The sequence below is a fragment of the Streptomyces anthophorae genome (genome assembly GCF_049310305.1).
Classification (GTDB): domain Bacteria; phylum Actinomycetota; class Actinomycetes; order Streptomycetales; family Streptomycetaceae; genus Streptomyces.
Genome location: NZ_JBLWQQ010000001.1, coordinates 3,184,361 through 3,203,718 on the forward strand (window position 1 = coordinate 3,184,361; position 19,358 = coordinate 3,203,718).

General features: G+C 70.7%; 17 protein-coding genes. 5 read left to right on the plus strand and 12 right to left on the minus strand.

Going from position 1 to position 19,358, the window contains the following annotated elements; translation table 11 throughout:
* The first annotated feature begins 31 nt into the window (after positions 1-31).
* Together ACNYS0_RS14110 and pyk are read left to right on the plus strand one after the other, a co-directional pair.
* The gene (locus tag ACNYS0_RS14110) at positions 32-1,246 is read left to right on the plus strand and encodes an acetate kinase (RefSeq protein ID WP_422473717.1); all 1,215 of its coding nucleotides are present in this window, start codon (positions 32-34) and stop codon (positions 1,244-1,246) included.
* Between the two features lie 74 nt (positions 1,247-1,320).
* Positions 1,321-2,751: a pyruvate kinase gene (gene pyk / locus ACNYS0_RS14115; protein ID WP_422409928.1), complete on the plus strand. Its 1,431-nt coding sequence runs from the start codon at positions 1,321-1,323 to the stop codon at positions 2,749-2,751.
* Between the two features lie 108 nt (positions 2,752-2,859).
* On the opposite strand, the gene ACNYS0_RS14120 is transcribed toward pyk, so the two are convergent.
* From ACNYS0_RS14120 to ACNYS0_RS14135, 4 genes are all read right to left on the minus strand, one after another.
* On the minus strand, positions 2,860-4,020 hold the full coding sequence (locus ACNYS0_RS14120; protein ID WP_422473719.1) for a hypothetical protein: 1,161 nt from the start codon (positions 4,018-4,020) through the stop codon (positions 2,860-2,862).
* A 106-nt stretch (positions 4,021-4,126) separates the two neighbouring features.
* Positions 4,127-4,693 (minus strand): DUF6114 domain-containing protein, encoded by a 567-nt coding sequence (locus ACNYS0_RS14125; protein WP_422473721.1) that lies wholly within the window; start codon positions 4,691-4,693, stop codon positions 4,127-4,129.
* A gap of 156 nt (positions 4,694-4,849) precedes the next feature.
* Positions 4,850-5,467, minus strand: coding sequence for a DUF6230 family protein (locus ACNYS0_RS14130; protein ID WP_422473723.1), 618 nt, complete (start codon positions 5,465-5,467; stop codon positions 4,850-4,852).
* Between the two features lie 646 nt (positions 5,468-6,113).
* A complete protein-coding gene (locus ACNYS0_RS14135; RefSeq protein WP_422473725.1) occupies positions 6,114-7,085 on the minus strand; it encodes a tetratricopeptide repeat protein in 972 nt (323 codons plus the stop codon).
* 326 nt (positions 7,086-7,411) lie between these two features.
* On the opposite strand from ACNYS0_RS14135, the gene ACNYS0_RS14140 reads away from it, so the two are divergent.
* Positions 7,412-8,074 carry a TetR/AcrR family transcriptional regulator gene (locus ACNYS0_RS14140; protein WP_422473727.1) on the plus strand — a complete coding sequence of 221 codons (663 nt, stop codon included), beginning with the start codon at positions 7,412-7,414 and terminating at the stop codon, positions 8,072-8,074.
* 22 nt (positions 8,075-8,096) lie between these two features.
* Here the strand turns inward: ACNYS0_RS14140 and ACNYS0_RS14145 are convergent, their stop codons facing one another.
* The 7 genes from ACNYS0_RS14145 to ACNYS0_RS14175 all read right to left on the minus strand — a co-directional run bounded on the left by ACNYS0_RS14145 (position 8,097) and on the right by ACNYS0_RS14175 (position 15,018).
* Complete coding sequence (locus ACNYS0_RS14145; RefSeq protein ID WP_422473729.1) at positions 8,097-9,188, minus strand: alpha/beta fold hydrolase; 1,092 nt, start codon at positions 9,186-9,188, stop codon at positions 8,097-8,099.
* A 417-nt stretch (positions 9,189-9,605) separates the two neighbouring features.
* The gene (locus ACNYS0_RS14150; RefSeq protein WP_422473731.1) at positions 9,606-11,306 is read right to left on the minus strand and encodes a coenzyme B12-dependent isobutyryl-CoA mutase large subunit; all 1,701 of its coding nucleotides are present in this window, start codon (positions 11,304-11,306) and stop codon (positions 9,606-9,608) included.
* A 74-nt stretch (positions 11,307-11,380) separates the two neighbouring features.
* Positions 11,381-12,451 carry an acyl-CoA dehydrogenase family protein gene (locus ACNYS0_RS14155; protein WP_422473733.1) on the minus strand — a complete coding sequence of 357 codons (1,071 nt, stop codon included), beginning with the start codon at positions 12,449-12,451 and terminating at the stop codon, positions 11,381-11,383.
* 102 nt (positions 12,452-12,553) lie between these two features.
* On the minus strand, positions 12,554-12,676 hold the full coding sequence (locus tag ACNYS0_RS14160) for a hypothetical protein (protein ID WP_422473735.1): 123 nt from the start codon (positions 12,674-12,676) through the stop codon (positions 12,554-12,556).
* 55 nt (positions 12,677-12,731) lie between these two features.
* Positions 12,732-13,070, minus strand: coding sequence for a DUF3817 domain-containing protein (locus tag ACNYS0_RS14165; RefSeq protein ID WP_422473737.1), 339 nt, complete (start codon positions 13,068-13,070; stop codon positions 12,732-12,734).
* Between the two features lie 142 nt (positions 13,071-13,212).
* On the minus strand, positions 13,213-13,725 hold the full coding sequence (locus tag ACNYS0_RS14170) for a MarR family winged helix-turn-helix transcriptional regulator (RefSeq protein WP_422473739.1): 513 nt from the start codon (positions 13,723-13,725) through the stop codon (positions 13,213-13,215).
* A gap of 21 nt (positions 13,726-13,746) precedes the next feature.
* Complete coding sequence (locus ACNYS0_RS14175) at positions 13,747-15,018, minus strand: MFS transporter (protein ID WP_422473741.1); 1,272 nt, start codon at positions 15,016-15,018, stop codon at positions 13,747-13,749.
* Positions 15,019-15,087: 69 nt separating this feature from the next.
* Here ACNYS0_RS14175 and ACNYS0_RS14180 point away from each other — a divergent pair, with 69 nt between their 5' ends.
* Positions 15,088-16,080 (plus strand): DUF5937 family protein, encoded by a 993-nt coding sequence (locus ACNYS0_RS14180; protein WP_422473743.1) that lies wholly within the window; start codon positions 15,088-15,090, stop codon positions 16,078-16,080.
* 109 nt (positions 16,081-16,189) lie between these two features.
* Entirely contained in the window at positions 16,190-17,269 is a 1,080-nt protein-coding gene (locus ACNYS0_RS14185) for a glycoside hydrolase family 6 protein (RefSeq protein ID WP_422473745.1), read from the plus strand.
* Positions 17,270-17,400: 131 nt separating this feature from the next.
* On the opposite strand, the gene glxA is transcribed toward ACNYS0_RS14185, so the two are convergent.
* Complete coding sequence (gene glxA, locus ACNYS0_RS14190) at positions 17,401-19,356, minus strand: radical copper oxidase GlxA (protein ID WP_422473747.1); 1,956 nt, start codon at positions 19,354-19,356, stop codon at positions 17,401-17,403.
* Positions 19,357-19,358: the final 2 nt, after the last annotated feature.

Genomic DNA, 19,358 nt, shown 5'->3' on the forward strand with positions numbered 1-19,358 from the left:
CCTCCTCCCCACTCCCACCGAAAGCAGTACCGTGACCGCGACTCGCATCCTCGTCCTCAACTCCGGCTCCTCGTCGGTGAAGTACCAGCTCCTCGACATGGCGGACCACTCGCGCCTCGCCGTGGGCCTGGTCGAGCGCATCGGTGAGGAGACCTCCCGCCTGAAGCACACGCCGCTCATCGAGGGAGGCGAGGCGCGGGAGCAGAACCGGCCGATCGCCGACCACGAGGAGGCGCTCAAGGCGGTCGCCGCGGAGCTGACCGAGGACGGGCTCGGCCTGGACTCCCCCGAGCTGGCCGCGATCGGCCACCGCGTGGTGCACGGCGGCAAGCTGTTCACGGAGCCGACCGTCATCGACGACGCGGTGCTCAAGGAGGTGGAGCGGCTCATCCCGGTGGCGCCGCTGCACAACCCGGCGAACCTGACCGGCATCCGCACCGCCCGGACGCTCCGCCCGGACCTGCCGCAGGTCGCCGTCTTCGACACGGCGTTCCACACGACGATGCCGGAGTCGGCCGCGCGCTACGCGATCGACGTGAAGACCGCCGACGAGCACCGCGTGCGCCGCTACGGCTTCCACGGCACCTCGCACGCGTACGTCTCCCGCAGGACGGCGGCGCTCCTCGGCAAGAAGCCGGAGGACGTCAACGTCATCGTGCTGCACCTGGGCAACGGTGCCTCCGCCTCCGCGGTCCGCGGCGGACAGTGCGTGGAGACCTCGATGGGGCTCACGCCGCTTGAGGGGCTCGTGATGGGTACACGTTCGGGAGATGTCGACCCGGCCGTCATCTTCCATCTGATGCGGGTGGGCAATATGTCGGCGGACGAGATCGACGACCTGCTCAACAAGAAGTCCGGCCTGATCGGGCTGTGCGGGGACAACGACATGCGGGAGATCCGCCGCCGCATCGACGAGGGCGACCAGGAGGCGAAGCTCGCCTTCGACATCTACGTGCACCGCCTGAAGAAGTACATCGGCTCCTACTACGCGGTGCTCGGCCGGGTGGACGCGGTCGCGTTCACGGCCGGGGTCGGCGAGAACGCGGCGCCGGTGCGCGAGGCTGCGGTGGCGGGCCTCGAGGAGCTGGGTCTCGCGGTCGACGGTGAGCTCAATTCCGTACGTTCCGACGAACCCCGGCTGATCTCCCCCGAATACGCCCGGGTGGCCGTGGCCGTGGTGCCGACCGACGAGGAGCTGGAGATCGCGCAGCAGACCTACGCCCTGGTACAGAAGCGCAACGACTGAGCGCCCACCCGCCCATTTGTAGATTCCACCAGACGGAATATTCCGTAGCGAAACAAACCGATAGGATCGCCCCCATGCGCCGTTCCAAAATCGTCTGCACGCTGGGCCCCGCCGTCGACTCCGAAGAGCAGCTCGTCTCGCTGATCGAGGCCGGCATGAACGTGGCCCGCTTCAACTTCAGCCACGGCACCCACGCCGAGCACCAGGGTCGCTACGACCGTGTTCGCGCCGCCGCCAAGAAGACGGGCCGCGCCGTGGGTGTGCTCGCCGACCTCCAGGGCCCGAAGATCCGCCTGGAGACCTTCGCCGAGGGCCCCGTCGAGCTGGTGCGCGGTGACGAGTTCACCATCACCACCGAGGACGTCCCGGGCGACAAGTCGATCTGCGGCACGACCTACAAGGGTCTGCCCGGCGACGTCTCCAAGGGCGACCAGGTCCTGATCAACGACGGCAACGTCGAGCTGCGCGTCGTCGAGGTCGACGGACCGCGCGTGAAGACGATCGTCGTCGAGGGCGGTGTCATCTCCGACCACAAGGGCATCAACCTGCCCGGCGCGGCGGTGAACGTCCCGGCCCTGTCCGAGAAGGACATCGAGGACCTGCGCTTCGCGCTGAAGATGGGCTGCGACATGGTCGCCCTGTCCTTCGTGCGCGACGCCAACGACGTCAAGGACGTCCACAAGATCATGGACGAGGAGGGGCGTCGCGTCCCCGTCGGCGCCAAGGTCGAGAAGCCGCAGGCCGTCGCCAACATGGAGGGCGTCGTCGCGGCCTTCGACTGGGTCATGGTGGCCCGTGGCGACCTCGCCGTCGAGTACCCGCTCGAGAAGGTCCCGATGGTGCAGAAGCGCCTCGTGGAGATGTGCCGCCGCAACGCCAAGCCGGTGATCGTCGCGACCCAGATGATGGAGTCGATGATCACCAACTCGCGCCCCACGCGCGCCGAGGCCTCCGACGTCGCGAACGCGATCCTCGACGGCGCCGACGCGGTCATGCTGTCCGCCGAGTCGAGTGTGGGCGCGTACCCGATCGAGACCGTCAAGACGATGTCGAAGATCGTCACGGCGGCCGAGGAGGAGCTGCTCTCCAAGGGGCTCCAGCCGCTCGTGCCGGGCAAGAAGCCGCGTACGCAGGGCGGTTCGGTGGCCCGCGCCGCGTGCGAGATCGCGGACTTCCTGGACGGCAAGGCGCTCGTCGCCTTCACCAAGTCCGGTGACACGGCCCGCCGCCTGTCCCGCTACCGCGCCGCCCAGCCGATCCTGGCGTTCACCACGGACGAGGAGACCCGCAACCAGCTCGCGCTGAGCTGGGGCGTCGAGTCGCACGTCGTGCCGCACGTGGACAACACCGACGGCATGGTCGACCTGGTCGACGCGGAGCTCGTCAAGCTGGCCCGCTTCGACGACGGCGACACCGTGGTCATCACCGCCGGCTCGCCCCCCGGCGTCCCCGGCACCACCAACATGGTCCGGGTGCACCACCTGGGCGGCGGCGAGCGCGACTGACGCGTCACCGCGCGCCCGAGCACGACATGAGCGCATGACAAAGGGCGCCCCCCTTGAAGGGGGCGCCCTTTGTCGTGTGCGGCTCCCGAACGGGCCTTGAGACTACGGTCAGCTGTCCTCGACCGTGGTGTGCAGACCGGGCACGTGCAGGGTCCCGCCGAACTGCGAGGCCTGCGTGACCTTGACGTTCGTGAAGAACAGGGTCGGCAGGTTGAGCGGCGGCGGGTTCTTGGCGTTGAACGTCAGCGGAACGAGCCCGAACAGATTGCCCGAGAGCTCCTCCGTGTACATCGTCGTCTGCCCGTCGCGGATGGTGGACGTGGAGCCCTTGTCCGACCGGATGTGGAAGAACTTCCCGTCCGGGCCCGGGGCGATCTGGTGCAGATCACCGATGTCCGTGCCCTTGGAGACGACGTACTTCATGACGCGCTTGGTCGACCCGTCGGCCATCCGGACGTCCACGAGGCCCTTGTAGTCCGCCCCCTTGAGCAGGAGCGAACTGGCCTCCAGCTTCCACGTCTTGTCCGGAAGCTGGGACGGGGTGTCCTCGTCGGCGCCCGACGCGTCCGTGGCCGCGGGGCAGTTGTCCGGCACATCGCCGGAGCCCTGCGGGTCGCCCACGTTCTTGGTCGCGTCCTTGGCCGCGTCCCCCACCTTGTCGGTCGTGTCCTTGACCTTGTCGGTGGTGTCCTTGACCGTGTCGCCGAGCTTGTCGGTGGTGTCCTTGACCGACCCGGTCGTGTCCTTGACCGTGTCGCCCACCTTGTCGGTGGTGCCACCGAGCAGGCCGCCGGAGTCCTTCGAAGACGTCGACGCCGACGGCGAAGGAGTCGCGCTCTCGGACTCCTGGTCGCCGGACGTGAGCTTCTTCAGGGCGTCGCCGACGCCCAGCGGGTCCAGCGGGTTCTTGGTCTCCGACGCCGAGGGCGACGGCGTGGCCGCGTCCTTGTCCTCGGAGTCCGTCGATTCCTTGGACTCGGAGGCGGACGGCGAAGGAGTCGGGGTCGCCTTCTCCTTCTTGCTCTCGGCGTCCTCGGAGGCGGAGGGGGACGGCTTCGGGGTCGGCTTCGCCGACTCCTTGGCCTTGTCCTTGGCCTCGTCGGACCCGTCGTCCTTGTTCGACTCGACGGCGTCGGCGCACGCCTTGTAGTCGTCGACCGAGAACTTCGTCGGATTGTCCTTGGCCGACGCGAGCGTCGGCGTCAGGCCAAGTCCCATGAGCACGGCCGTGGGCATGGCCGCGAGAGCCACCGCCTTGCCCGCCGGCATGTGCATCTTGGTGAAGAGATGCTTCTTTGGTGCCGCATGCCGCCGCGCCGCATGCCGCGGCCCGGTTCTCGCACGGGGCTCCGAAGAGCCCTCGTACTGCACCTCGTCAGCCGGCACGGTGCCTCCCGTTCGTCCCGTTGTTCGGGCTCGTCCCTGACACGTCGTCGTTTACGCCCGCGACCTGATAGGTGGCTCCCGCAACCGGCGGCACGACCGGCGCCGCGTCCGGGGAGGACGTGGCCTGGTCACCGCCCTTCCCGGCCGAGTCGTCCTGCTGCTCCGCCGGCGCCCAGGCGATGCCGAGGCCACCACCGACGAGGGAGAGCAGGAAACCGATGACGAAGCCGCCGAAGTTCGAAACCACGAGGGAGACCAGGGCGAGAAGAATCGCCGCGACACCCGCGAACACACGGGAGTGCGGCTGGAACCACATCGTCAGGCCGAGCACGACCAGCAGGACACCGATGATGAGCGATCCGGCACCGGCCGTGGTCGCCATCTTGATCGTCATGTTGCCGATCGCGAGGTTCGCGTACGGGAAGTACATGATCGGGAGGCCGCCGAGGATTGACAGCAGACCGCCCCAGAACGGGCGCTGACCGCGCCACCCTCGGAACGATTGGCGCATCTGACCAAGCTTGGGGCCCAGTCCTTCGTGCGCTTCGGCGCTCATGTCGTACAGCTCCTCGGGAAAGGCGTTGATCTGTGGTGATGGTGGCTGTCCGGAAACGGGCACGGGGACGACCCCACGTCACTGCGAGTGCCCCCGCGCCCGGCCGTTCAGCACATCAAGTGCCAAGACCCCGGCCCGTACACGGGCCCTGTGGGCCTAGTAGCACTCGTGCTTGCCCTTCTGGACCTTCATCTTGAGGCCGGAGAGCTTGAAGGTGCCGGCTGTCGTGGCCCACGCACGCTGCTGGACGTTCTCGAAGTGCACCGAGTCGGCCTGCTGCGCGAACGCGTTGGGGTCCGCCTTGTCGCCCTGGTGGATACCGGGGCCCTTCTTGGCGTCACCCGCAGCCACACCGATGTCGATGTTCTTGAAGGTCGCATCGGCCTTCAGGTCATCGGCGTCGATGTAGAGGGTCTTGGCCTCGACCGGAGCGCTCTTGTCCGCACCGGCCGACAGCTTCATCGACACATCGCCGAAGACCGGGACGGGGACAACCACCGACTGGCAGAGGTTGTTGATCGTCGCGGTCTTCATGCCGACAACGGCGACCGGGTGGGCACCCGTCTTGCCGGAGTCGACGGCTCCGTACTGGACAAAGCCCTTGCCGTCGAGGGAATCGGCCGTCACCTTGAACGACTGACCCGACACACTGAACGATGCCGCGAGCGCACCCTGGGACAGGGCCACGCCTATCGCGGCAGTCGCCGCGACGCTCGGCACCATGACTACGGCGAACCGCTTCCATCTGGTTCCGCCACGAGTCACGGACTTCATGACTGTTCCTCCTTCTCGGACGTACATCTCCGGCCCTGACTGCCCCTAGAGGCGGCTCAGCCGGGCAGGGATGGGAGAAGTGCTACGTCCTCGGGAAGGAGAGCGCCCGCATCGGAAGTGCTTGGTCTGTTCCGCACCTTGATCACCGGCGATCACCCCCGAGCGACAACCACTGGTCGCACCTGAGCCATCACGCGCAACCTGCCGGACAGGCCCAGCCGGAAGGCTGAGACCCCCCTGTCCTTAGACCGCCGGCGCTCCCCTTGGTTCGCCGTCGACCGCCCGGTGGGGACCCAAAAACCCCGCCGCACGAATGGCTGCCGGACGGTGGGGAGAGGACCGAGCGTGCCCGATCGTGGTGCATTCGCGGCGCAGACACAAGGGGGTTCGTTACTCGCGGGTAACGGACGGGTAACCGAACACGTGCAGAGTGACACCGAACAACAACTGAGGGTGCAGTCAACCGAGTTTTTATACAGGTTGAATATGGGACGAAATCGGACAGAAGATCGGGTCCGACTTACTCCAAGTAACAGCGGCCGCGATTGCCAAGTTTTGGCAAAACGCGGCCGCTGTGAGCCCCCGGCGACAGAATTTTCACTCCGGCATCACAAGCCGCAGTGTTTAACAACTGGTCACTGACGGCTCAGAAGAGAACTCGGGCCAGAGCCGTACGCGCCGTCGTCACGCGCGGGTCGTCGCCGCCCACGACCTCGAACAGTTCGAGCAGTCGCACACGCGCCGCGTCCCGCTCCTCGCCCGCCGTGCGCCCCACCGTCTCGACGAGCCGGCCGAAGGCGTCCTCGACGTGACCGCCGACCAGGTCCAGGTCGGCCGCCGCGATCTGCGCCTGCGCGTCGGCGGGCTTCTCCGCGGCGTCCTGACGGACCCGCTGCGGGTCGAGGCCCTGCACGCGCTGGAGGAGCTGCGCCTGGCCGAGGCCGAGCTTGGCCTCGGTGTTGCCCGGGTCGTCGGACAGGACGTTCTTGTAGGCCTGCACGGCGCCGTCGAGATCGCCGGCGTCCAGGGCCTGGACGGCCGCCTCGAGGAGCGCGTCGTAGGGGCCCGCCGGGGCCTCCTCCACGACCGGCGCCTCGCCCTCCGCTTGCGGGTCGACGGCGATGCCGGTGAGCCCGAAGCGCTCCTCGGCGACCTGGATCAACTGGTCGAGCGTGCCCCGGATCTGGGACTCGGGGGCTGCTCCCTGGAAGAGCGGGAGGGCCTGGCCCGCCACGACGGCGAAGACGGCCGGGATCCCCTGGACCCCGAACTGCTGCATCAGCATCTGGTTGGCGTCGACATCGATCTTGGCGAGCACGAAGCGGCCGCTGTACTCGGCGGCGAGCCGCTCGAGCAGCGGGCTCAGCTGCTTGCAGGGCTCGCACCACTCGGCCCAGAAGTCGATGACGACGGGCACCTCGGCGGAGCGCTGCAATACGGCGCTCTCGAAGTCGGCCTCTTGGACGTCGATGACCAGGCTCGACGGCGGTACGGCACCGCCGCCGCCCTGCCGGGCCTGCTCGGCGCGCGTCTGCTCCGCCTTCGCCTTGGCCTCCTGGGCCGCCTTCACCGCGGCGAGGTCGACGACTCCGCTCATGGACATGTTCCGTGGCTGCATGCGTACAGTCTCCCCCTTCCGCGGACAGTTGTGGGCCGGGTCCTGCCCCGTGCACCTCCCGCCGGAATGCGAGACGCATCTGGAGGCACGGAGCGGACTCGGCCTGGTTGCGCTTTCGGCACCGGGTCCCCACCCGGCACCTAGTGGTTGCCGCTCGTCCGGGCCGCCCCGGGGTGCAGATCCGAGGCGCTCGTACGAGATCGAGCTTTCGCTACGACTCGTAGCGTAACTGCCATGGGCGGGACGCGGGAACCGGGCCCCCGTGATCGCCCGGTGATCTGCCTCACGCGATCTTTCGGCCGTACCCGCCGGTATGGTCGACGACCATGCAGAGCCGCACGCCGTCTCCCTCGTCCCCTTCGTCTCGCCCCTCTCCCCCTGCCAACGTACGGACGGGGCGTCCGCGTTCCGCCGCGGCGGACGAGGCGATCCTGGAGGCGACCAGGGCCGCGCTCGTGGAGCTCGGCTGGTCGAAGCTGACGCTCGGGGACGTGGCCACGCGCGCGGGTGTCGCGAAGACGACGCTGTACCGCCGCTGGCCGGGCAAGAGCGAGCTCGTCGTGGACGCGGTCGCGGTCCTCTTCGACGAGCTGGAGCTGCCCGACCGGGGCTCGCTCGCCTCCGATGTGGAGGGCGTGGTGCGGCAGTTCGCGGCGATCCTGGACCGGCCCGAGACGAAGACGGCGCTGATGGCCGTGGTCGCCGAGTCCACCCGCGACGCGCCGCTGCGGGACCGGATCCGTACGTCGATCGTCGACCGGCAGAAACGACTCGTCCTGGAGGGGCGGGCGCGGGCCGAGCGCCGCGGCGAACTTCCGCCGGCCCGGGACGCCGCCGCCGCCGCGGCCACGGCGGATCTCATCTACGACGTGGCGGCGGGGGCGGTCGTGCACCGCACCCTGGTGAGCGCGGAGCCGGCCGACGCGGAGTGGGTGCGGCGGTTCACGGCCCTCCTGCTGGGAGGGCTCGCGGCCGCCGCCACCGATTAGTGCCGTGTACGGGCGGTGCCTGCTAGTCGTTCCAGGCGCAGCTGCCCAGCGTGGCGCGCTTCTTGGTCACCAGGGCGTCCGCCTCGGTCGCCGGGAGCGCGCGCGTGCGCCGGTCGTGGCAGACCACCGTGCGGTCGGCGCGGCCCGCCAGGTCGACCAGGATCTGGTCCCAGTGGCGGTACTGGACGTCGTGGCCGGTGTCGGCGTACGTACGGGTCTTCACGGGCGCCGTCTTCGGGAGGTTGTCGCGCCAGGCCTTGAGGGTGCTCGCGGGCACGGTCGTGTCCTTGTCGCCGTGGTAGAGGAACACCGGGGCCTTCAGCTTCGACAGGTCCGGGCCCGGGCGGTCGCAGTACAGCCGCTGCTCGTGCACCTGCGGGGCCGGGTCGGCCTGCTGGCCGCGCTGGTTGTAGGTCCGCGCCCCCTCCTCGTACGCGGTGTCGGCGAAGCCGGGGATCGACTTGACCGGGCTGTCGTCGGGGAAGGCCCACCACTTGCGCGGGTCCTTGATCTCGTCCTTGACGGCGGCGGCCAGCTGGTCGTCCGTCAGGCCGCAGTACGCGGGCTTCTCGCCGTACGGCGGGAGGGCCGCGGCGAGGTGCAGGGCGCTGATCCGGCCGGGGGCCTTGGCGGCGATCTCGGCGGCGTACGGGCCGCCGCCGGATATCGCGATCACCTTGAACTTCTGCACGCCGAGCTTGTCGAGGACCTCGAGGGCGTCCTTGGCGTAGTCGGCCTTGCCGAGCTTCGGGTCGTAATCGGTGTCGCCGAAGCCGTTGCGCTCGACCGTGATCATGCGGAGGTCCAGGTTCTGCCTGGTGGTGCGCATGAAGTCGGTCATGTGGACGGCGCGGGCGCTGGTTCCTGTGCCGCCGATGTAGAGCACGGGGGTGCCGTCGGCCGGGCCGGAGTCCGTGTAGTGGGCGGTGCGGCCGGAGGACAGGTCCGCGGCGTGGACGTCGGCGCCGAGCGAGTCGAAGCTGTTCTGCACCTTGGGCTCGGCGGGCGGGCTCGCGCTCACCGCGCCCGCGCCGCCGATGGCGATCCCGCCGAGGAGGGCGAGGGCGGCGACTGCGACGGTCGTCGTGGTGCGGGTGGGCGCGGTCAGCGGCACGGTGGCTCCTGGGTATTCGCGGGCACTTGACGTGCCCGCGCCTACCCCAAGATCACCAGGTGACACCTGTAACTCCCCTGGGCCGGCACCGTGGTGGCGGCCACGGGGCTCCGCCCCGGACCCCGCGCCTCAAACGCCGGCGGGGCTGTTTTGCCGCACCGGCGTTACGGATTCGGGGCTCCGCCCCGGACCCCGCTGCTCAATCGCCGCAGGGGCTTGAATGATCCGGTCCCGCCTTGGGCAATCTGCCGCCTTGGGCGGCAGGGTGGGCAAGGCGGCCCCCGGTGCCGCGCAACGGAAACGACGGGGCCCCGCCACGGTGTGGTGCCGCGCAACAGGGCCGGCGGGGCCCGCCACGGCGCGGTGGGGCCACGGTGCCGCGCGGCAAGGACGGCCGGGTCCCGCCACCACACCCGGTCAGAAGCCCGGTGGCTCCGTGTATACGCCCCACTCATCGCGGAGCACCCCGCAGATTTCGCCCAGGGTCGCCTCCGCGCGGACCGCGTCGAGCATCGGGGCGATCATGTTGGAACCCGAGCGCGCCGCGCCGATCATCACGTCAAGCGCGGCCCGCACCGCCGCGTCGTCCCGCCCCGACTTCCGGTCGGCGAGCACCCGGACCTGCTCCCGCTCGACCTCGTGGCTGACCCGCAGGATCTCCAGGTCGCCGGTGACGGAGCCTTCCGCCACGTTCACCCCGACCACGCGCTTCTCGCCCTTTTCCAGGGACTGCTGGTAGCGGAACGCCGACTCCGCGATCTCGCCCGTGAACCAGCCGTCCTCGATCCCGCGCAGGATCCCGGACGTGATCGGCCCGATCGGGTGCTGCCCGTCCGGGTGCGCCCGCAGGCCCCGCTCCTTGATCTGCTCGAAGATCTTCTCGGCGTCCGCCTCGATCCGGTCCGTGAGCTGCTCGATGTACCAGGAACCGCCCAGCGGGTCCGCGACGTTGCCGACGCCGGTCTCCTCCATCAGCACCTGCTGCGTGCGCAGGGCGATCTCGGCCGCCTGCTCGCTCGGGAGGGCGAGCGTCTCGTCCAACGCGTTCGTGTGGAGGGAGTTGGTGCCGCCGAGGACCGCCGCGAGGGCCTCGACCGCCGTACGCACCACGTTGTTGTACGGCTGCTGCGCCGTCAGCGAGACCCCGGCCGTCTGCGTGTGGAAGCGCAGCCACTGCGCCTTCTCGCTGCGCGCCCCGTACACGTCGCGCATCCAGCGGGCCCAGATCCGCCGCGCCGCGCGGAACTTGGCGATCTCCTCGAAGAAGTCCACGTGCGCGTCGAAGAAGAAGGAGAGGCCGGGGGCGAACACGTCCACGTCGAGGCCGCGCGAAAGCCCCAGCTCCACGTAGCCGAAGCCGTCGGCGAGGGTGTACGCCAGCTCCTGCGCGGCCGTCGAGCCGGCCTCGCGGATGTGGTAGCCGGAGACCGAGAGCGGCTTGTACGCGGGGATGGACGACGCGCAGTGCTCCATCAGGTCGCCGATCAGGCGCAGATGGGGCTCGGGCTGGAAGAGCCACTCCTTCTGCGCGATGTACTCCTTGAAGATGTCGGTCTGGAGCGTGCCGTTCAGGACGGCCGGGTCCACTCCTTGGCGCTCCGCCGCCACCAGGTACATGCAGAAGACCGGGACCGCCGGGCCGCTGATCGTCATCGACGTCGTGACGTCGCCCAGCGGGATGCCCTTGAACAGGACCTCCATGTCGGCCGCCGAGTCGATCGCGACGCCGCAGTGCCCGACCTCGCCGAGCGAGCGCGGGTCGTCGGAGTCCCGCCCCATCAACGTCGGCATGTCGAAGGCCACCGAGAGCCCGCCGCCGCCGTTGCGGAGGATCATCTTGTAGCGCTCGTTCGTCTGCTCGGCGTTGCCGAAGCCCGCGAACTGGCGGATGGTCCAGGTCCTGCCCCGGTACCCCGTCGGGTACAGGCCGCGCGTGAACGGGTACTCGCCCGGCCACCCGATCCGCTCGAAGCCCTCGTACGCGTCCCCGGGCCGGGGCCCGTAGACGGGGTCGACCGGGTCCCCGGAGAGCGTGGTGAAGTCCGCGTCCCGCTTGCGGGCCTTGTCGTAACGGGCCTGCCAGCGTCGGCGGCCTTCCTCGATCGCGTCAGCGTCCATGCTTCAAATTTACTTGGACGTCCTACTAAATGTCGATGGGCCACGGCGTCCGATCCCCGCGATCCCGGACGCGCTCAGGCCCGCAGCGCCGCCAGATGCGCCGCGCGCACGTCCGCCGTCTGCCCCTGCACCACCAGGAACAGGCCCTCGCGGGCCAGCCGCTGGGCCGGTGCCGACAGGCCGAAGGCGCGGCCGCCACCGGCCACGATCGCGGCCGTCGTCGCCGCCCGCATCAGGTCGTACGCGCGGGTCTTCACCGCGAGCCGGTCCGCGAGCCCCTCCCCCGCCGGCACCTCGTCGACCAGCGCGTACGCCTCCCGGCGCGCGGCGTCGAGGCGCTCGCGCAGGACGCCCGCCGTCTCCTTGGCCTCGGCGTCGCCGGACGCGTCGAGCAGGCCGAGGGCGGCGCGCGCGACGCCGAAGACGGCCGGGTTGGTGTTGGTGTTCTTGGGCCGGTCCTCCCGCGCCCACTCCTCGTACGGCTGTCGTACGACGATGTCCTCCTCGGCCACCGTGAGCCCGTCCAGGTGCAGGCCGACGGTGCGGGTGCCGGTGAGCGCCGCCAGCTGGAGCGGCTCGGTGGGGGTGAGGCCGGGCTGCTCGCGCGGCTCCGCCACCGCGAAGACGACCTCGCCGTCCTCGGTCGCGCCGCCGAGCAGGAACACGTCGTTGAGACCCCAGCCCGTGTACCAGGGCACCCGTCCGTCGAAGCGCACCCCGCCGTCCGCGAGCGGTGTCGCCCGCACCGGCAGCTTCGGGAAGGCCCGCAGGTGCGAGAAGGCGATGCCCGCGAGCGCGGTGCCCTCGGACAGCGGGCGCAGCCACCGCTCGCGGGCCGCGGCGCTGCCCGTGGCGAGGGTGCGTACCGGCGTCTGGTGCTGGACCTGGACGAAGAAGGTCGAGCAGCAGGCGCCCGCCAGGATCTCCGCGAGCTCGCGGCCCACGGCGGCCGGGGCGCCCGACCCGCCGTACTCGACGGGCGCGTTCGCGCCGAGCACGCCCGAGGCCTTGACCGCGGCGATCGCCTCCGGGGTGACGCCGGTGCGGTCGTGGGCCTCGGCGGCGGGCGCGAGGACCTCGGCGGCGAGCCGGCGCGCGGCCTTCACCAGCGGATGGTCCTCGACGCGGGGTGCGGTGGCGGTCATGCGGGTGCTCCTCGGGGCCGTGCGTGCCTGTGGGGACACGGTGTCAGGTCCGTGCCCCACAGGCGGTCTGCATGATCGCGAGGCGCCGCACCGCCTCACCGGTCAGCTCCCGGTACTCCGGGCGGCGGGCGGCGGCCGCAGCTCGCCCGCCGTGCCGGGGTCGTCGAGGAAGGCCTGCCCGTACCGGGCGGCGAGCCGCGGGGCGCGCTGCTCACTCCTCGTCACAGAAAACGCGCGCGTCCGCTCCTGGGAGGGACGCGCGCGAGGTCCGGCGCCGGGGTTACGCCTTGGCGAGGTTCGAGTCGGTGCCCGTGACCTTGCCCTCCAGCTCCGCGGAGATCTTGCGCTCCACGAAGAAGGCGGCGGTCGGGATCGTGCCGGCGATCAGCACCCACAGCTGCTTGCCGACCGGCCACTTGGCCTTGGAGCCCAGGTCGAAGGCGAAGACCAGGTACACGACGTACAGCCAGCCGTGCGCGATGGCGATGACGCGCGTGAAGTCCGCGGCGCCGTCCATGCCGAACGCGTACTTGGCGATCATGCCGAGACACAGGAGGACCAGGAGCACACCGGTCACATAGGCCATGGTGCGGTAGCGGGTCAGCACGGATTTCTTCATGGATACGAGCGTAACCGCCCGAAAAACCCCCGCGTCAGCGGGGAGCGCTCAATGCTGCGGTACCGAGTGAGCACACTCTTGGGAACACCCCCGCATCGGCGGGGAGCACCGCGCTGACCCGCGAAAACGCTAACGCGTCAGCTCACTCGGCGTCCTCGAAATCCCTCGCCGCCACCCGCAGGGGCCGCAGCATCGCGAAGATCTCGCCGCACTCCTCCGCGTCGTACACGCCGAGGCCGAAGTCCATCGCCATGAGGTCGCGGGTGGCCGCGTCGACGGCCTCGCGGCCCTTGTCCGTGATCGTGGCGAGGGTGCCGCGCCCGTCGTTGGGGTTGGGGCGCTTGTCGACGAGGCCGGACTTCACGAGCCGGTCGACCGTGTTCGTCACGGACGTGGGGTGCACCATGAGCCGCTCGCCGATCTTCGACATGGGCAGCTCGCCCGCCTTGGAGAAGGTGAGCAGGACGAGCGCCTCGTAGCGCGCGAAGGTGAGCCCGTACGGCTTGACGACCGCGTCGACCTCGGCGAGCAGGATCTGGTGCGCGCGCATGATCGAGGTGATCGCGCCCATGGACGGCACGGACCCCCAGCGCTGCTTCCAGAGTTCGTCGGCGCGGGCGATCGGATCGAAGGGGAGAGAGAGGGGCTTCGGCACGCATCCGACCTTACCGGGCGGTCACATGGCGGTCAGCCCCGTCTCGGCCTTTGGGCCACCGTCCGCTTCCGCGGCCCGTCCGCTCGCCCGTACTTCGAGGGCGAGCGCCGCGCAGCACAGCCCGCCGATGAGCCCGGCGCAGGACACGACGGTGGACACGTCGAGGACCTCGGCGGCGGCCCCGGCGAGCGCGGTCCCCACGCCCTGGATGGTCATCAGGCCCGCGCTGTGCAGCGCCATCGCCCGGCCGCGCAGTTCCTCGGGCACCGCGTCCACGAACCAGCGGTCGAGCCCGAGCGTGTACGCGGATCCGGCCCCGGCAAGCAGCAGGATCACCACCGCCCACGCGAGTCCGGGCGTGAGCGCGTAGCCGATCAGGGGCAGCAGGGTCGCCGAGGCGAGCGGCAGCGCGATACGGGAGCGGGCGGAGGGCGACAGCAGCGAGCCCGCGGCGAGTTCGCCGGTGACGGTCCCGACGGCCATCGAGCACATCAGGAGTCCGACGGCCGCCGCACCCGCCCCGATCTCGTCCGCGTACGCCGCCGCGAGCGCCTCCGGCGCGATCACAAACATGGGCGGCACCCAGAGCAGGAGCAGCAGGGCGCGGATGCGGCGGTGCCCGAGGACCTGCCGGGCACCGGCCAGCGAGTACGTCAGGAGGGCGCCGCCCTCGTCCGCCTCCCGTTCCCGCGCGGGGCGCGCCTTCGTCCCCAGGCGCAGCAGGGTCGCCGAGCACAGGAACGTGGCGACGGTGACGGTGAGCGCGGCGCGCGGGGACACGACCGTGAGCAGGACGCCGCCGAGGCCGAAGCCGACGAGGAGCGCGCTCTGCGACACGATGCGCAGCAGCGAGCGGCCGAGCACGAACAGGTCGCCGTCGCCGAGCACATCGGCGAGCGTGGCCATGCGGGTGCCGCTGAACACCGGTGACACGAGCGCGATGACGCAGCGCAGTGCGAGGAGCCCGGCGACCGGGGTGGCCGGCAGCGCCATCAGCGCCGCGCACCCGGCGCACACGAGATCGCAGGCGACGAGCACCCGCCGGGCCGGGAACCGGTCGGCGATCCCGGACAGCAGCGTCCCGCCGACGAGGTACGGCAGGAAGCCGAGCGTGAAGGTGAGCGCGCTGAGCAGCGGCGACCCGGTCAGCCCGTACACGAGCACGGTGAGCGAGATCTCCGAGACGACGACGCCGAGGAGGGAGGCGGCGTGCGCGGTGAACACGGCGCGGAACTCGGCGATCCGGAAGAGCCGTGCGTAGCCGGGGCGTTCGGGCGGCGGTTCGCTGGTCATGGGCGCAGCCTGCCGAGTGGCTCGCGCCGGTCGTAGTGTTTCGGCGTACGGCGAATGTTGGGGGGACGGATGCCGTTGCATCTCCGGTTCGGGCAGGAGGATCTGCTGCGGTGCCGGTTCGCGATCTCGCCGCTGTGGGAGACACAGGAGGCGATCCGCACGCTCAAGCGGCCCGACCGGCACGGCTATCACCTGCCGTGGCTGCGCCGGATCCGGGACGCCGCACGAGGGCTCGACCTGGCGCCGGTGTGGCTCCTGATGCCGCGGCGCGGGTACTCCCCGGACTTCCTCGGGCCGCCCCCGATCGGTCCGGCCGCCACCTTCGACGAGGAGATCGCCGCGTTGCGGGCGACCGCTCCCGAGGAGGCGCTGCGCGGCATCGTCCAGTCGCTGGCGTGCACGCCGGGCGCCGCCGACACCCCGCCCGGCCGCGCGATGACCGCCGAACCGGCCCGTGCCGTAAGGGAGTTGGCCGACCTCGTGGAGCGGGCCTGGCACGTCCTGGTGGAGCCGGAGTGGCCGCGGCTGCGGGCGCTGCTCGAGGCGGACGTGGCGCACCACTCGCGGCGCCTGGCCGAGGTCGGACTCGAAGGGCTGCTCCGGGAGCTGCATCCACGGCTCGGCTGGGAGCCCGGCACCCTCACCCTCAGCGCCCTCGCGAGCGAGCACAGCCGGGACCTCGACGGCCGAGGTCTGGTGCTGCTGCCCAGCGTCTTCTGCTGGCCGGACGTGGTGAGCGGCTTCGACCCGCCGTGGCAGCCCACCGTCGCGTATCCGGCGCGGGGCGTCGGCGCGCTGTGGTCCGCGCCCGCCGCGCGGGCCCCCGACGCGCTGGCGAACCTGCTCGGCAAAGGCCGCGCGGACGTGCTGTGCGCGCTCACCGAACCGGCCTCGACCAGCGCGCTCGCGCACCGGCTCGGCCGTGCGCCGTCGTCCGTGTCCGCGCATCTGGCGGCGCTGCGCGCGGCCGGGCTGCTCACGTCGCGGCGGCGCGGGCACCAGGTGCTGTACGAGCGGACGCCCCTCGGCGGCGCGCTCGTGACGGGCGATCAGGGCTCCTGACGCGGCGCCTAATGCGCGGCGAAGCGGCAACCCTGTGTAACGATTGCCGGGTATTTACGTTTTCGTACGCCTTTGTACGCCCTGTACGCGCTCCGAACCAGGGGGCAGGATGCCCGTCCCACCCGCCCACACGCCCGCCCGCACCCCCACCCGCACCTTCGCGCTCGCGAGCGCCGGGATCCTCCTGTCCTCCTTCGCCATCGGCTGCTCCGGCAGCGGCGGTGGCGGGGGCGCGGGCAGCAGCGGCGGCGGCCGCGACTCCGCGGCGGAGGTGGCGCAGCGGAAGGACCCGTCCGGCTCCGTCCGCGACTCCTCGCCTTTCTGGGTCGACCCGGACACCGCGGCCGCGGACCAGGTCGCGAAGTGGAAGCGGGAGGGCCGCGGCTCCGACGCCGCCCTGATCGAGCGGATCGCCGCGCACCCGCAGGCGATGTGGGCCCCGGGCGACTACCCGAGGCCGCCGGTCTCCGAGGCCGCCGCGCAGGCCGCGAAGGCGGGCAGGACGCTGGTCCTGGTCGCGTACAACATCCCGCACCGCGACTGCGGCCAGCACTCGGCGGGCGGGGCGCACAGCGCGGACTTCTACCACCAGTGGATCGACGCGTTCGCCTCCGGCATCGGGAAGGCGAAGGCCGTCGTCGTCCTCGAACCGGACGCGATCGGGCACATCGTCAGCGGCTGCACCCCGAAGCGGTACGAGGACGAGCGGTACGCGCTGATGTCCTCGGCGATCGAGCGCCTGAAGCGGCAGCCGAACACCAAGGTGTACGTCGACGCGGGCAACCCGGCCTGGATCCCCGACGCGAACAAGCTGGTGGAGCCGTTGCGGCGGGCCGGAATCGAGAAGGCGGACGGCTTCTCCCTGAACGTCTCCAACTTCCAGACGGACCAGGACAGCACCGCGTACGGCCGCCGGCTCTCCGGGCTGCTCGGCGGCGCGCACTTCGTGGTCGACACCAGCCGCAACGGCGCGGGCCCCTACGGGGACGGCCAGGGCGACGCGTGGTGCAACCCGCCGGGCCGTGCGCTGGGCTCCGCCCCGACCACGAGGACGGGTGACGCGCTGAACGACGCGAATCTTTGGATCAAGCGGCCCGGTGAGTCGGACGGCACGTGTCGTGGGGGGCCGGCGGCGGGGACGTGGTGGGCGGACTATGCGTTGGGATTGGCCCGGAACGCCAAGAGTTGAGCCCCACCGGGGCTGAGGTCGCGGGGCTCTGCCCCGGACCCCGCGCCTCAATCGCCGGCGGGGCTGAAATTGCCTACGTCCGCCGGCGGTGGCGGGGATTGACTACGCCCGTCGGCGGTGGCGGGGATTGACTACGTCACCTGGATCCACTTCGCCTCGGACGAGACGCCGTCCGCGTCGGACACGAACAGCATGTACCAGCCCGGCGGGACCAGTGTCTTGTCCTTGGGGACGTCCACCGTCACCGCGCCCTTGGACTTCTTGACGTCGAGGGCGATCGAGCGCTGTTCCACGTCCGTCGTGTGCGTCACGGCGGACGGCCGCATCAGGCGGGCCTTGGCGATGCCGTCCGCGTCCTTCGTGCGGAACGTGGCCTCACCGCTCGCCGGGAGGGTCTCGGGGCCCGGTCCGAGGACGGGCCGCTGGTCGCCGCCGCGGTGCAGGGCGGGCGGCGTGTAGATCTCCATGCGCTGCTCGAAGTGGCCGAGCTTGGTGTTCTGCTGGTTGTCGTAGAGCGGGTCGGAGCCGAAGCTGGCGACCCGGCCGTCGGGCAGCAGCAGCGCCTCTGAGTGGTAGTTGCGGCCGACCTTGGGGGCGGCGGCCTCCTGGAAGGCGTTCTGCTCGGGGTCGTAGAACTGCGCCTTGAAGATGTTGCTGGCGCTGCGGCCGCGGTAGTCCCTGGAGCCGTTCGTCGTGAAGACGGAGTCGTCCGGCATGATGACCGAGTTCAAGTAGCGGGTGCCCTGCGGGAGCTTGGGGCCCGTCTTGAAGGCGGGGTTCGCCTCCTTCAGGTCCACGACCGCCGTGCGGGACGTCGACTTCTTGGACTCGCCGACACCGCCGCCGCCGAGGATCATGACCCGCTGGTCCTGCGCGGGCGGCAGCAGCAGCGAGGACGAGGTCTCCGTCTGGTCCGTGTCGGCGAGGCCGGGGACCTTCTCGAACTCATTGGTCCTCAGGTCCCACAGGCCGGGGACGCGCCCCTTGGTGGCGGGGCCGTAACCGGCGTTCGAGGCCGGGTAGAAGAGCTTGCCGCCCTTGGTGAGGAAGAGCGCCGGGTACGTCGGGAAGTAGCGCTTGGGGCCCATCGACCACTTCTTGGTCCTCGGGTCGTAGATCTCGTTGTCGCCGGGGTCGATCATGCCGACGTCGTCGAGCCCCGAAACAGCGAGCACCCTGCCGTCCTCCAGGCCGACAAGCGTCGGGTACCAGCGGGCCTTCTCCATCGGGTCGACCGGCACGTACCGCTCGGCGACGGGGTCGAACTCGTAGGCCTCCTTGATCCCCTGGAAGTCCTGCTTCTCCATGGTGATCTTCTCGGAGAGGCCGTACGCGTTGTCGGCGTCCTTGCCGCGCAGGCCCTCGATCTCGTACTGGGCGTTGTCGTCGGTGACGTACTGCCTGCCCTTCTTCGCCGCCTCGACGAAGACCCGGGACTCGCTCGCCTTGATCCTGGTCCGCCACGGCCGCATGACGCCGGCCGCGTTGCGCTTCTTGTCGAAGGTGCGCTTCGCCTTGGGCACGGTGACGTCGAACTTGGAGACGTACTCGGTGCCGGAAGGGGAGCGGAACTTCGTCCCCTTCTTCAGGTGCACCGCCTTGTCGGGGCTCTCGTTCTTGACGCGCATGCCGCCGCCGGCCTTGTCGACCTCGCCGTCGAGCCGCTCGTAGCGTGCGGTGCCGCCCGCCACCAGGAGCCGCCCGCCGGGGAGCTGGGCGTGGCCGCCGCAGAAGAAGTCGGCGGGGGTGGGGATCTTCTTGAAGGTGTTCGCCTTCGGGTCCCACAGGACGGTGTCGAAGGTGCCCGCGTCGAACTTCTTCTGCTCGTTGCCCGAGCCCGCCACGATCAGGACCTTGCCGGTGTGCAGGAGCGCGGCGTGGATGGCGTTGGTGCGGTACTCCTTGGGGATGTCGACCTGCGACCAGGAGCCGTACTTGGCCTTGTAGCCGGGCTGTGCGATCTTCCAGTTCTCGTACCGCTCGGTGGCGAAGGTCCAGGCGGCCGGGGCGTTCAGGCCGACGAGGAGTGCGACGCCGCCCGCTCCGAAGACGGTCTTCTTCATCCGGCGCGAAGGTCTGTAGGCCATGC